12 protein-coding genes are annotated in these 12919 nt (G+C 74.2%); 7 read left to right on the top strand and 5 right to left on the bottom strand.

Features of this window, described 5'->3' with window-relative positions; genetic code table 11:
* Window positions 1-10: 10 nt before the first annotated feature.
* Both C1N91_RS08090 and C1N91_RS08095 read left to right on the top strand, forming a co-directional pair.
* Complete coding sequence (locus C1N91_RS08090) at window positions 11-367, top strand: PRC-barrel domain-containing protein (protein ID WP_137767322.1); 357 nt, start codon at window positions 11-13, stop codon at window positions 365-367.
* 110 nt (window positions 368-477) lie between these two features.
* Window positions 478-1515, top strand: a complete 1038-nt coding sequence (locus tag C1N91_RS08095) for an SGNH/GDSL hydrolase family protein (RefSeq protein ID WP_137767323.1) — start codon at window positions 478-480, stop codon at window positions 1513-1515.
* 43 nt (window positions 1516-1558) lie between these two features.
* Here the strand turns inward: C1N91_RS08095 and C1N91_RS08100 are convergent, their stop codons facing one another.
* Window positions 1559-2404, bottom strand: a complete 846-nt coding sequence (locus C1N91_RS08100) for a universal stress protein (protein ID WP_137767324.1) — start codon at window positions 2402-2404, stop codon at window positions 1559-1561.
* A 140-nt stretch (window positions 2405-2544) separates the two neighbouring features.
* Here C1N91_RS08100 and C1N91_RS08105 point away from each other — a divergent pair, with 140 nt between their 5' ends.
* Both C1N91_RS08105 and C1N91_RS08110 read left to right on the top strand, forming a co-directional pair.
* On the top strand, window positions 2545-3015 hold the full coding sequence (locus tag C1N91_RS08105) for an NUDIX domain-containing protein (RefSeq protein ID WP_137767325.1): 471 nt from the start codon (window positions 2545-2547) through the stop codon (window positions 3013-3015).
* Window positions 3016-3135: 120 nt separating this feature from the next.
* Window positions 3136-5424, top strand: coding sequence for a carboxypeptidase-like regulatory domain-containing protein (locus tag C1N91_RS08110; protein ID WP_137767326.1), 2289 nt, complete (start codon window positions 3136-3138; stop codon window positions 5422-5424).
* Window positions 5425-5502: 78 nt separating this feature from the next.
* Here the strand turns inward: C1N91_RS08110 and C1N91_RS08115 are convergent, their stop codons facing one another.
* Both C1N91_RS08115 and C1N91_RS08120 read right to left on the bottom strand, forming a co-directional pair.
* Window positions 5503-6885, bottom strand: a complete 1383-nt coding sequence (locus C1N91_RS08115) for an MFS transporter (RefSeq protein ID WP_175415962.1) — start codon at window positions 6883-6885, stop codon at window positions 5503-5505.
* A 240-nt stretch (window positions 6886-7125) separates the two neighbouring features.
* On the bottom strand, window positions 7126-8064 hold the full coding sequence (locus C1N91_RS08120) for a hypothetical protein (protein WP_137767328.1): 939 nt from the start codon (window positions 8062-8064) through the stop codon (window positions 7126-7128).
* Window positions 8065-8173: 109 nt separating this feature from the next.
* On the opposite strand from C1N91_RS08120, the gene C1N91_RS08125 reads away from it, so the two are divergent.
* Window positions 8174-8479, top strand: coding sequence for a hypothetical protein (locus C1N91_RS08125; protein ID WP_137767329.1), 306 nt, complete (start codon window positions 8174-8176; stop codon window positions 8477-8479).
* Window positions 8480-8510: 31 nt separating this feature from the next.
* Here the strand turns inward: C1N91_RS08125 and C1N91_RS08130 are convergent, their stop codons facing one another.
* Window positions 8511-9260, bottom strand: a complete 750-nt coding sequence (locus C1N91_RS08130) for a YidC/Oxa1 family membrane protein insertase (protein ID WP_137767330.1) — start codon at window positions 9258-9260, stop codon at window positions 8511-8513.
* Between the two features lie 56 nt (window positions 9261-9316).
* Window positions 9317-9619, bottom strand: coding sequence for a hypothetical protein (locus tag C1N91_RS08135; RefSeq protein ID WP_137767331.1), 303 nt, complete (start codon window positions 9617-9619; stop codon window positions 9317-9319).
* Window positions 9620-9685: 66 nt separating this feature from the next.
* On the opposite strand from C1N91_RS08135, the gene ybaK reads away from it, so the two are divergent.
* A complete protein-coding gene (gene ybaK, locus C1N91_RS08140) occupies window positions 9686-10171 on the top strand; it encodes a Cys-tRNA(Pro) deacylase (protein WP_137767332.1) in 486 nt (161 codons plus the stop codon).
* Between the two features lie 95 nt (window positions 10172-10266).
* Entirely contained in the window at window positions 10267-12861 is a 2595-nt protein-coding gene (locus C1N91_RS08145) for an ATP-dependent Clp protease ATP-binding subunit (RefSeq protein ID WP_137767333.1), read from the top strand.
* Window positions 12862-12919 lie beyond the last annotated feature (58 nt).

Genomic DNA, 12919 nt, shown 5'->3' on the forward strand with positions numbered 1-12919 from the left:
GGAGCGCCCCGTGTTCGAAGCCGCCAACATCCGTGACTGGATCGGCCTGCCCGTCGTAGACGAGACCGAGGACAAGATCGGCACGCTCGAGAGCATCTACTACGACACCGCGACGTCCGAGCCCGCGTTCGGCGCCGTCACGATCGGGCTGCCCGGGTTCCAGAAGCTGCTCTTCGTCCCGCTCGTCGGTGCCACGGTGGCCCCGAAGCACCTGGTCGTCACCTTCCCGAAGAAGCTTGTCAAGGACGCGCCGTCGATCCCGACCGACGGCGAGCTCGAGGCCTCGACGGAGCCGGTGCTCTACGAGCACTACGGGCTGCAGTACCAGACCGGCAGCAACGGGGAGCGACGCCTGGGACGCCGCTGACACCGCCGCTCGGGTCGGGCAGGTACCCTTGCCCGACCCGAAGCCGTGCCCACCCGGAGGACCCCCTGCACCGCACCGCCCGCCCGAAGCGGCTGACCGCCCTCGCCGTCGTGCTGGCGGTCGTCGTCGCGGCGGTGGTCGCACCATGGGGTCCCGTCGCGGGCGCGTCGAGCGACGCGGCGGTCGCGGCGCCGATGTGGCCCGTCCCCGCGCCCTACCCGGTCACGGACGACCCGGTCGAGACCCTGGCCGACCTGCCGCCCGGCAGCGAGTACGTCGCACTCGGTGACTCGTACTCGGCCGGCTACGGCCTGTCCGACCCGACGCACCTGCCGACGAGCGCCTGCGGCCAGTCGGCGCGGGACTACCCGCACCGACTCGCCGCGCAGTTCGGCTTCGCGCTGACGGACGTGACGTGCGCGGGCGCCACCAGCCGCGACGTCGTCTCCGGGTACCAGTTCCGCGGCGTGCCGCCTCAGGTCCGCGCCCTGTCCGAGGACACCCGACTCGTCACGCTGACGATCGGCGGCAACGACGCCGACCTGTTCGGCACCGCCGCATCCTGCCTCGCGCTGTCGTCCCGCGGCCCGGTGTTCTCCGGCCGGGACGCGCCGTCGTGCCGCAGCACGCTCGTGCACGACGGTGTGGACGACCTCGAGGTCCGCATCCGGTCGCGGGTGGCCCTGGGGATCGCGGACACCCTCGCCGCGGTCCGACAGGCCGCCCCGAACGCGGTCGTGGTGTTCCTCGGCTACCCGGCGATCTTCCCGGACGCGGCGCACACGCCGGCGAAGGGCTGCTTTCGCTCAGCGCTCGACCTCGGGTCCCTCGTCGGCTCGTTCCCGCGGGACACCTACCCCTTCACGAACAGCGACGTCCGGTACCTGCACGGGGTCCAGGAGTCCCTCGACGAGGTCTCGGCGTCCGCGGCCGAGGCGGCCGGGGTGCCCTTCGTCGACGTGTTCGCCGGGTCGCAGGCGCACTCGGCCTGCGCCACCGACCGACCGTACGTGTCGGGCGTCTCGCTCTCCGGCACGGGCGACCTCAGCAGCATCGACATGGAGCCCGGCGCCCTGCACCCGAACGGTCGCGGGGTCGCCTGGCTGACGCGGCAGCTCGCGGCGGAGCTCCGCACGCTCGCCGGGTGAGGGCCGCCGACGATCGGCTGACCGCCGACGGCGGCGGTCGGCGTCATGCGGTGCGTCCGGCGGCTGCATCGACGTGGGCCGCGGGCGGCACCACGCACACCGGCGCCACGGTCTCGCGCAGCACGTCGTGCAGGACCGACCCGGACAGCGCGTGCACGTGGCCGACGCCGAGCACGACGAGCGAGGCCCGCCGGGTGTGCGCGGCGATCGCACGACCCGGGTGGCCCTCCACCAGCAGCGGGTGCACCCGGACGTCCGGGTGCCGCGCGCGCACCCCGGCGGCGACCCGCTCGAGCAGCTCGGCGTTCCGGGACCGCCACCGCAGGGGGTCCTCGGCGAAGTCGGTGAGCCCGGTGCGGGTGAGCACCGGCATCTCCCACGCGCGCAGGAGCGTCAACCGGCGGTGCGTGCGGCGCGCCTCGGCGACGGCGATCGCCTCGGCGTGCTCGTCGACCGGCTCGTCGACGGCCAGGACCACGTCGCCCGCGATCGGGTGCGGCCCCTCCGGCACGACCACGGTCGGCACCGACACCCGCTCGGCGATCCGGGCCGCCTCGCTGCCTGCCGTCGATCCGCGCCGGTTCCGGAAGGTCCCGACGACGAGCAGGTCACCGTCGTCGGACTCCTCGACCAGTGCGAGCGTCGGGTGCCCGGCGTGGCGACGGACCACCACCCGGGCCTGCGGCAGCGCCGACCGGACCGCTGCCGCGACGGCGTCCGCGACCCGGCCCCCGGTCCATCCGGTCCGGCGCTCGCTCGCCGGGTCGGCCCCGATCACGTGCACACGCTCGACGCCGGTCCCGACGTGTGCGGCGAGCCACCGGACCGCCTCGTCGTGGGGTCGCGCCGCGTCCGCCGCGAGCGTGACCGCGGCCCACCGTCCGTCCATCCCGACCGACCTCCTCGTCGTGCAGGTCCAGCGGGGCGTCGCCTGGCGCTCCTGCGGTGCAGGGTACGCCGGCACGGCCGTCCGCGGCCGTCCGCGGCCGTCCGCGGACGATCCGGGGTCGGCCGTCGTACGCTCGGGGCGTGGTCACCAGCGCCGGACTCCTGCTCCACCGCAGTGCACCCGTCGACGGGACGACGCAGGTGTTCGTCGCGCACATGGGCGGACCGTTCTGGCGGAACCGTGCGAGGGCGTGGTCGATCCCCAAGGGGCTCCTCGAGGACGGGGAGGACCCCCTGGCCGCAGCCCGCCGCGAGTTCGCCGAGGAGATCGGCGTCGCCGCGCCGGACGGCCCGGTGCTGGACCTCGGCGAGGTCCGACAGGCGTCGGGGAAGCGCGTCCGGGTCTTCGCCGTGCAGGCGGACGACTTCGCGGTCGACGCGGTCCGGAGCAACACCGTCCTGGTCGAGCTGCCGCGCGGGTCCGGCCGGTCCGTCGAGGTACCCGAGGTCGACGACGCCCGCTGGGTGGCCGTCGACGAGGCGCGCGAGCTGCTCGTGGCCGGTCAGGTCGCCGCGCTCGACCGTCTGCTCGTGGCGACCGAGGGTCGCTGACCCGCGACCGGCATCCGGACCTGCCCCGGCATCCGCACCCGGGTCTGGCCCTCGTTCGCGTCACGCGGATAGCCTGAGGAAGCGTCGAGGATCGCTCGACGCCGACACAGGGGAGCACACATGCGCAGACGGCGCACCTTCACCGCCGGCGGCCTCGCCGTCGCACTCGGGGCAGCACTGGCGGTGAGCGGCGTCACGAGCGCGACGGCCGCGACGACCGGCAACTGGGGCACCTTCACCGTGGACGGGTCGACCCAGGCGTACACCGGCTCGGTCGCACTCCCGGGATTCCCGGAGACGACCTTCACCTCGACGTCACGCCAGGCCGGCGTCGTCTCCGGCGCATCGACGTGGCAGGGGCCGTCCACGCCTCCGGGCGCCGCCTACGGCACCAGTCGCGGCGAGACCTACCTCAACCAGCGTCCCGCAGCGGACAACGCGCAGGGTCCGGCCGTCACGACCTACACCTTCGACGGCGGGACGCCCGGCGCCGGCGGGTGGTCCTTCGTCCTCGGGGACATCGACGCGGACCAGGCGACGATCTCGGCGACCCTCGCCGACGGCACGCCGGCCACCGTGGCCCAGCTCGGCTACGAGGGGTCCTACAACTCGTGCTCGACGGTGTCGCCCGGCGGGTGGAGCTGCCCGCGCGACCCCGGCGACGTGGCACCGGGGCAGGACCGCCCGACGTGGGACCCCACCACCGGGGTGCTGCGGGGCAACGACGCCGCCAACGACACGGCCGGCGCCAGCGCCTGGTTCACGCCGACGACCTCGCTCGCCACGCTCACCATCACGTACCAGCAGCGCAGCGGCTTCCCCGTCTACCAGACGTGGTTCGCGAACCGGACGTCGTCGCTCTCCGGCACCGCCCTGCTCGACGGCGGGCCGCTGGCCGACACGCTCGTCACCGTCACCGCGCCCAACGGCACCGCGTACACGACGACCACGGACGCGGACGGCACCTACACGTTCGACGCGCTGACCCAGGCCGACGACTACCGAGTGTCGATCGCGACGCCGGACAACGCCACCGTCGACGCCGCACCGGCGCCCGTGAGCCTGCGCAGCGACGTCACCGGGGCCGACTTCGCGTTCAGCACACCCCCGGGCACCGTCGACCTCGACGGCACGGTGGTCGACGCCGACGGCCGGCTGGTGGCCGACGCCGAGGTGACCGTGACGGACGCCGCGGGTGTGCCGCTGGCGACCGTCGTGACCGACGCCGACGGTCGCTGGCGTGCCACGGGCCTCCCGGCCGGCACCGCGGTCGTCGCGAGTGTGGTCGGTGCCCCGCCGGTGACCGGCACGACCGGGGCCGACGGCGCCGCGGCCACCGTGCTCGACCCGATCGTCCTCCCGATCAGCGTCGGGACGCTCGCGGGGCGGGTGACGCTCGACGGCGCCGCCCCCGCCGCGCCGGCGCTCGTCGAGGTGCTCCAGGGCGACACGACGGTCGCCACGGTCGAGACGGAGGCCGACGGCACCTACGCCCTGGCGCTCCGACCGGGCACGTACACGATCCGGACCCAGGCGCTCGTCGTCGGAGCCGCGGAGCCCACGGAGCTGACGGTGACGGTGACGGCGGACGGCACGGTCCGTGCGGACTTCCCGTTCACGACGCCGACGCCGGAGACGGTCCGACAGGACGGGACGGTCCGGTACGAGGACGGCACGGCGGTGTCGGGTGCGGCCGTCACCGCCACGCCGGTCGAGGCCGGATCGGGCGCGATCGTCACGACGGCGACGGCGACCGACGGGAGCTTCTCGCTCGGCGGGCTGACGCCGTCGACGGGCTACACGATCAGCGTCGACGGTGCTCCGGCGGTGACGGTCACGTCCCCGGCGACGGGCACCGCCACCGATCCCGTCGACTTCGTCCTGCCCCTGCCGACCGTCGAGCAGCCGGGCACGGTCAGGGCCGCGGACGGTACCGCTGCCGCGGACGTGCCCGTGGTGGCGACACCGACCGGTGACGACGACGGTGCGGCCGTGACCACGACGACCGGTGACGACGGTGCGTTCACGCTCGCGGGGCTCCGTCCGGAGACCGAGTACGCGGTCTCGGCCGGGACGGGCGACGAGCAGTCGGACCCGGTGGTGATCACGACGGCGGCCGTCGGGACCACGCCGACGCCCGTCTCCCTCGTCCTCTCGGCGGTCGCCGGCACGCCGACGCCCACCCCTACCGGGACACCGCGACCCACGGACGGACCGACGCCGGGCACGGCACCCGTCGCCGGGGGTCCGGGCTCGAGCGTCGGCGGCGGAGCAGGCGGCGGCGGACTCGCCTTCACCGGCGCCGATGTCGCCCCCGCGGTCACCCTCGCCGCGCTGCTGCTCCTGGCGAGCGGCGCGCTGCTCTCCGCCCGTGCCGCACGTCGTCGGCGGGTGCCCGAGCAGGACTGACCGGGACGCCGAGACGCAGGGACACGCGAGCGGGGCGGGTCGACACCGGTCGACCCGCCCCGCTCCCGTCCGACCGCGTCAGCGCCGCCGCTGGGCCTGCATCGACCCCGTCGCGGTCGAGACGGATCCGGTGACCACGCCGACGGACCCGGTGATGGTCGCGATCGCCCGACTGACGACGGGCACCGAGGACGTGACGACGGCGAGCGACGAGGTGATGGCCTCGACCGAGGTGGTCGACAGGTGCTCCTGCGCGTGCGTGTGCACTGGGAAGCCACGGCGCGCCGCGAGCACGACGCCGAGCGAGCCGACCAGGACGACGGCTCCGGCGAAGGGCAGGTACTGCAGACCGACCGCGCTGAGCGCCTGACCGCCCACCGCTGCACCTCCCGCGATGCCGATGTTCGACGCGCCGTTCACCAGGGCACCGGCGATGTCGGGGGAGACGCCTCCCGTCCGGATCGCCGCAGCCATGAACAGCGTGCCCGTCGTGCCGTTCGCGGCCATCCAGACGCCCGCGACCACCATGGTGCCGAGCAGCGACCCGTGCACGAACGGCAGCACCGCGAACGCGACGGCCATCACGGCCACGGCGGCGATCAGCGTCTGCCGCGGTGCCCGGTCGACGAACATGCCCGCGAGCCACAGCCCGACGATGCCGGTCCCGCCGAGCACCAGCAGCGCGCCGCTCACCATGCCGGCGTCGAGTCCGGCGTCGATCGCGTAGGGGCCGATGTAGGTGTAGACGACGTAGTGCCCGGCGAAGAGCAGCAGGTCCGCGACGACGACCGAGAGCAGGCCGGTCCGTGCCCAGGCCCGCGGCGAGCCGATGTGCGGGGAGGCGGTCCCGCTCACCGCCGGCAGGAACGCGAGGGCGACCACCGCGAGCACGGCCGCGGCGAGCGCCACGGCACCCACGGCGGGGCGCCACCCGATCGTCTGTGCGACCCACGTGGCGAGCGGCACGCCGAGGACGAACCCGAGCGAGCTGCCGGAGTAGACGAAGGCGATCGCCCGCCCGGCGAGTCGCGGCGGCACGATGCGGGTCGCGTACGCGGACGCCACCGAGAAGAAGAGTGCGTGCGCGACACCGCCGACGACGCGGCCCGCGCACACGACGGCGAAGCTCGGTGCGACGGCGACGAGCACGTTCGAGACCGCGTAGCCGACGAGCGTCGCGACCAGCACCGCCTTGCGGGGGAGCCGTGCCGTCAGCGAGGTCAGCGGGAGGGCGAGGATCGCCACGGCCGCCGCGTAGACGGTGACGACGATGCCCATCGTCGACTCGCTGACGTCGAGGTCACGGCTCATCGTGCCGAGCAGCCCGACCGGCATGAGCTCCGTGGTGATCGCGAAGAAGGTGGCGAGCCCGAGCACGGCGATGCCGACGATCGACTGGGTGGTGACGGTGATCGGCCGCGTGTTCGTCGACACGGCCGAGGTGGTGGTGTTCGTGGACACGCTGCTGACCTCCTCCGGGGAACGCCGGAGCGCGCGTCGGACCGGCCGTCGTGACGGCGGTGCGCGGTGCGCGCTCGCGGTGGGTGTGGTGCGGGTCGGACGACCCGGTGATGTGACGACTCCACGGCGAGTGCGCTCCTCCAGTGTTGCACGGAGCATCCGGATCGCGCGAGGGGGTCGCCGAAGATTCTTGTAGCGCTCCAACGAGATGCACGGGAACACATTCCTGATCGGGCCCGATCAGTTCTCGTTCGTCACCGTGCCCTGCACGCCGCCACCGCGCAGCGTGATCGTCAGCGTCCCGCTCGTCGACTGCGCGGAGAGCGAGACGTTCCCGTGCAGGGCGTCCTCGCGCGGGTAGCAGGCCGTGGTCGACTCGAGGCGGTTCGCGGTGGCCACCAGGCAGATCGTCTCGCGGTCGGTCCCGACGCCCGCCCACACGTTCCACGGGGTCTCGAACGAGCTGCCGTCCAGGGCCCGGTTCGTGAAGACGAGTCGCGTCGACCGGAGGCTCACCGGGGCCTCGACCGGCCCGGGCAGCTGGTCGGCGTAGGTCTGCGGGATGTCGAGGAGCTCCTCGAGCGTGATCGCCCCGGGTGTCGGCGTCGTGCTCGGCGCGGCGACCCGCTGTCCGTCGGAGGTCCCGACCAGCGTCCCCGCAGCGAACGCCAGGCCGACGACGACCGCCGCTCCGAGCGCGATCCACACGCGGGGTCGCGCGGTCCAGAGCAGCCCGCTCGCGCGCGTCCGCCAGGTGGGCCGCCCGGCCGGGAGGCCCATCCCACCGCCGTCGGGGACCGCGCCCGGTCCCGTGGTCGGTCGCCCGTCCGCGGCCGCCTTGCCCGGTCCGGTGACGGTCCGCGGCGCGTCCGCTTCCGGTGCCGGTCGTGTCGCGTCCGGCACCGCTGCGGGTGCCGGTCGTGTCGCGTCCGGCACCGCTGCGGGTGCCGGTCGTGTCGCGTCCGGCACCGCTGCGGGTGCCGGTGCCGGTTGCGTCGCGTCCGGCATCACGGCCGGCGAGGTCGCTCCCCGGATGGTGGCGTGGTCGGCGCTGTTCCCGGTGCCCTCGAGGTCGCGGAGCGCGAGTCGAGCGCGCGCGGCGACCTCCGGCTCGACTCCGGCGCCCCAGGCGAGGGCCTCGAGTCGTGCCCGTTCCGCCGTGACGTCCTCGTCGGCCATGCGCGCTCCCCGTCCGGACGCACCGGACACGCTCATGCTCCCACCCGGACGGCGTCGCGTCCGGCCCCCGAGCGGGTGCTGTCCAGTCCCCGAGGGGTAGACGGGACCCATGACCACCGACGCAGGAACCGGCCACGGCGCCCCAGGACACGACGGCATCCGGCACGACGGCACCGGACACGACGGCACGCCGCAGGACGGCACCCGGTACGACGCCGTCCGCCACGACGCTGATCCCGAGATCCTCGAGGCGCTCAGCCACGACACCCAGTCCGGCGAGGCCGACTACGTGGCGACCAGCCCGGGCGGCACCGGCACGGAGCGGCACGTCCCCACCCCCGACGAGGAACAGGGTCGCGGCACCGAGTACGACCCGGTCGACCAGGGCCCGCAGCAGGAGGGCCAGGGCGGCTGACCCACTGACGGCGTCGGGTGTGGGCCCGGTCTCAGCGCACCAGGCGCCGTAGCACCGCACGCTCTCCGAGGGCCCAGACGGCGCTCGTGACCACGTACAGCGTCGCGGCCAGCGGCACGACCGCGGCGAAGACCACGGACACGAACGGCGCCCACCGGGCCGACGCCGTCGCGATCCCCGCTCCCGGCTGCCCGGGGCCGGGGGCCTCGACCGGGTTCCAGTGCGCCGCGGCCCGACGCGAGACCTCGACCGCCACCGCCAGGACGGCGAGCAGCACGAGCACCACCCAGGCGTGGCTCCACAGCGGTGACGTGACGACGGCGAGCAGCGTGTGCCCGAGCGGGATCCCGACCAGCGTCGCGTCGAGCAGGGTGTTCGCGGCGCCGGCGATCGAGGCATGGGTGAAGAGGGCGTACACGAGCGACAGGACGGGCGCCTGCGCGAGCACCGGCAGGCACCCGGCCAGCGGGGAGACGCGTTCCGAGGTGTACAGCCGCTGCACGGCTTCCTGCAGGCGGCGGTTGTCGGTCCCGTACCGTCGCCGGAGTGCGGCGAGCTGCGGCGCGAGCCGTCGACGGTCACGCTCGGCCCGGACCTGCAGGACGGAGAGCGGGACGAGCACGATGCGCACGCCCAGGGTGAGCGCGACGACCGCGAGTGCGGCGGCCGCGCCCCCGGCGACCGGGGCGAGCAGGGCGGTGAGGGAGGTGAGCAGATCGGCGCCGGCGTGCAGCAGGCCGCCGACGACGGGCCCGACGACGGGCAGGGTGGAGAGGTCCATGACGTTCCGTTCGGTGGAGGGGTGCGTGACGACGTGACCCGACCACCCGCGGGCGGTCAGGCCGGTGTCGACGCTCCCGGCGCTCGCGACCGCACCTGGCCGTCCGCGTCCGGGTGGCTCCACGCGATGCGCGTCGGCCGTTCCACCGCCGCACCGGTCCGCGCGGCGGGACCGGCGTCCGGGTCGACCCCGAGTGCCGTCGCGAGCAGGCGGACGACGATCACCGTGACGGCGACCGCGGCGAGCCCGAGCGCCGCGACGGCGAGCAGGGGTGCCGGGGACCCACCCGGGCCGAGCAGGGCGGCGTCGCCGGTCTGCAGCACCGCGAGGGCGCGCAGGAGGAGTTCGACGACGGTCATGGTCCGTTCAGCGTAACCCCCGCGTGCCGCAGCCGACCGGCAGGTCCGGGCGGGCAGGATCGGGCCATGACCGCAGGATCGCCGAGCACCCCAGCGACCCTCGCCCTCGAGCGGGCGGGGATCCCGTTCACCCCGCACGTGTACGAGCACCACGAGACTGCCACGAACTTCGGCGAAGAGGCGGCCGCGGCGCTCGGGCTCCGCGAGGACCAGGTGTTCAAGACCCTCGTGGTCTCCGTGGACGGTCAGCTGGCGGTGGCGGTCGTCCCCGTCGCGAACCGGCTCGACCTCAAGGCGATCGCGGCGGCGCTCGGCGGGAAGAAGGCCTCGCTCGCGCAACCGGCCCTCGCCGAGAAGCGCACGGGCTACGTCGTCGGCGGGATCAGCCCGGTCGGCCAGAAGACCCGGCTGCGCACGGTGGTCGACGCATCCGCCCTGGAGCACCCGAGCATCTTCGTCTCCGGCGGGCGACGCGGGTTCGACATCGAGGTCGCTCCCGAGGACCTCGTCCGGGTCACCGAGGCCTCGACGGCGTCGATCGCTCGGACCTGAGTCGAGCTGACGCAACTTTTTCAGCCGACCGGGAATGGTCGGGTCCTCCATGCGTTGCATTGAGTCGAAGGCACTCAAGTTCCCAGGAGGTCCCGTTGCCAGCACCATTTGGCCCGACCGGTGGCGACGACGCGTTCGACGCGTTCCTCGCACGGCTCATCGCGGCCCAGCAGGCCGGCGCCCAGCGATCCGCACCGCTGGGACGCCCGGTCGACATCACGCGGCTCCTCAGCCGCCGCACCCACGAGCTGCTCCAGCGCACCGCCGAGTACGCCGTCACGCAGGGCCAGCACGAGATCGACGCCCTGCACGTCCTGCACGTCCTCGTGCACACCGAGCCGTTCACCGCGGTCGTGCGCAGCGCCGGTGTCGACCCGGAGCAGCTCGCCGCCGAGGTCGAGCAGCGGCTCCCCGTCCCGGCGGAGTCCCGTCCCGAGCGCACCGGACAGCCCGCGCTGACCGGCACCGCGCAGCGGATCCTGCTCGAGGCGACGCAGGCCGCCCGGGCCTTCGGCAGCACGTACACCGACCCAGAGCACGTCTTCTTCGCGCTCGTCACCGACCAGGACACCGTCGCCGGGCAGCTGCTCGCGAGCGCCGGCGTCACCCCGCAGCACCTGCAGGAGCACGCCCAGCAGGCCGCGGCAGCAGCACGAGAGGGGCGACCGATGCCCGGAGCCACCGACACCACCGCCGAGTCCACGAGCGACACCCCGACGCTCGACCGGTTCGGCACCGACCTCACCGAGCGTGCCCGCGACGGCCGCATCGACCCGGTCATCGGCCGTGCGGACGAGATCGAGCAGACCGTCGAGGTCCTGCTCCGCCGCACCAAGAACAACCCCGTCCTCATCGGCGAGCCCGGCGTCGGCAAGACCGCGATCGTCGAGGGCCTCGCGCAGCGCATCGCCGACGGCGACGTGCCCGCGCTGCTCCAGGGCAAGCGCGTCGTGGCGCTCGACCTGGCGGGCATGCTCTCCGGCACCCGGTACCGCGGTGACTTCGAGGAGCGCCTGACCACGGCGATGGACGAGATCGCCGCGCACGCCGACGAGCTGATCGTGTTCGTCGACGAGCTCCATACCGTCGTCGGCGCCGGTGGCGGTGGCGAGGGCGGCTCGATGGACGCGGGCAACATCCTCAAGCCCCGTCTCGCCCGCGGCGACCTGCACCTGGTCGGCGCGACGACGCTGAACGAGTACCGCCGGATCGAGAAGGACGCGGCCCTCGAGCGCCGCTTCCATCCGGTCACGGTGGGGGAGCCGAGCGTCGAGGACGCCGTCGCGATCCTCGCCGGGCTCGCCCCTCGGTACGCCGAGCACCACGACGTCACCTACACCGACGCCGCCCTGCGCGCCGCGGTGGAGCTCTCGCACCGGTACGTCACCGACCGGCACCTGCCGGACAAGGCCATCGACCTCGTCGACCAGGCCGGTGCCCGTCGTCGCCTCGCCCTCTCGGGCGACGTCGACGTCGAGGCGCTCCGCGACCAGGTCGGGGAACTGCAGGCCGACAAGGACCGCGCGGTGGCAGAGGAGCTGTACGAGGAGGCGTCGCGCCTGCGCGACGAGATCGACGGACTGGAGGCGCGGATCACCGCAGCCTCGACGGGTGACGCGAGCAGCGCCTCCCGTCCGACCACCGCCGACCGCGTGATCACGGAGGCGGACATCGCGGAGGTGGTGTCCCGTGCCACCGGCATCCCGGCCACCCGCCTGTCCCAGGGCGACCGGTCCCGGCTCGCCGCGCTCGAGGACGAGCTCCACGAGCGCGTCGTCGGCCAGGACGACGCCGTGCGCGCGATCGCGACCGCGGTCCGGCGCAGCCGGACCGGCATGGGCGACCCGCGTCGCCCGGTCGGCAGCTTCCTGTTCCTCGGCCCGACCGGCGTCGGCAAGACCGAGCTCGCGAAGGCCCTCGCCGGGTCGCTGTTCGGCGACGAGTCGGCGATGCTGCGCTTCGACATGAGCGAGTTCGGCGAGCGGCACACCGTGTCGCGCCTGGTCGGTGCCCCTCCCGGGTACGTCGGCTACGACGAGGCCGGCCAGCTCACCGAGCGCGTGCGCCGCAACCCGTACTCGGTCGTGCTGCTCGACGAGGTCGAGAAGGCTCACCCGGACGTCTTCAACCTGCTCCTGCAGGTGCTCGACGACGGTCGCCTGACCGACGGGCAGGGGCGGACGGTCGACTTCCGGAACACGGTCGTCATCATGACGTCGAACATCGGGTCCGAGTTCCTGGCGTCGCGCTCCGGTGCGCTCGGGTTCTCGGCAGTCGGGTCCTCCGACGGGTACGCCGAGGAGGACCTCCGTGCCCGCGTGATGGGCAGGCTGCGCGAGGCGATGCGGCCGGAGTTCATCAACCGCATCGACGAGATCGTGCTCTTCCGCAAGCTGGAGCGCTCGCAGCTCCGGTCGATCGTGGACCTGCTGCTGCAGGACACCGCGCTCCGGCTGCTCGCGCAGGGGATGACCCTGTCGGTGTCCGCCGCGGCGACCGACTGGCTCGCCGAGCACGGTTACGAGCCGGAGTACGGCGCGCGTCCGCTCCGTCGGCTCATCCAGCGCGAGGTCGACGACCGCATCGCGACCCTGGTGGTCGACGAGCAGGCGCACGACGGCGACACCGTGCGGATCGACGTCGAGGACGGCCGACTCGTCGCCCGCGTGTCCGCCCCGGCGACGGTCTGATCCGACCCGCTCGCACAGCACGGCCCCGGTACCCCAGCGGTACCGGGGCCGTTCCGCG

Source organism: Curtobacterium sp. SGAir0471, from assembly GCF_005490985.1.
Classification (GTDB): domain Bacteria; phylum Actinomycetota; class Actinomycetes; order Actinomycetales; family Microbacteriaceae; genus Curtobacterium.

Coding starts and splice junctions, on each gene's coding strand:
- C1N91_RS08100 (WP_137767324.1), bottom strand. CDS start 2,404: ATGGACGGACGGTGGGCCGCGGTCACGCTCGCGGCGGACGCGGCGCGA.
- C1N91_RS08110 (WP_137767326.1), top strand. CDS start 3,136: ATGCGCAGACGGCGCACCTTCACCGCCGGCGGCCTCGCCGTCGCACTC.
- C1N91_RS08120 (WP_137767328.1), bottom strand. CDS start 8,064: ATGGCCGACGAGGACGTCACGGCGGAACGGGCACGACTCGAGGCCCTC.
- C1N91_RS08125 (WP_137767329.1), top strand. CDS start 8,174: ATGACCACCGACGCAGGAACCGGCCACGGCGCCCCAGGACACGACGGC.
- C1N91_RS08130 (WP_137767330.1), bottom strand. CDS start 9,260: ATGGACCTCTCCACCCTGCCCGTCGTCGGGCCCGTCGTCGGCGGCCTG.
- C1N91_RS08135 (WP_137767331.1), bottom strand. CDS start 9,619: ATGACCGTCGTCGAACTCCTCCTGCGCGCCCTCGCGGTGCTGCAGACC.
- ybaK (WP_137767332.1), top strand. CDS start 9,686: ATGACCGCAGGATCGCCGAGCACCCCAGCGACCCTCGCCCTCGAGCGG.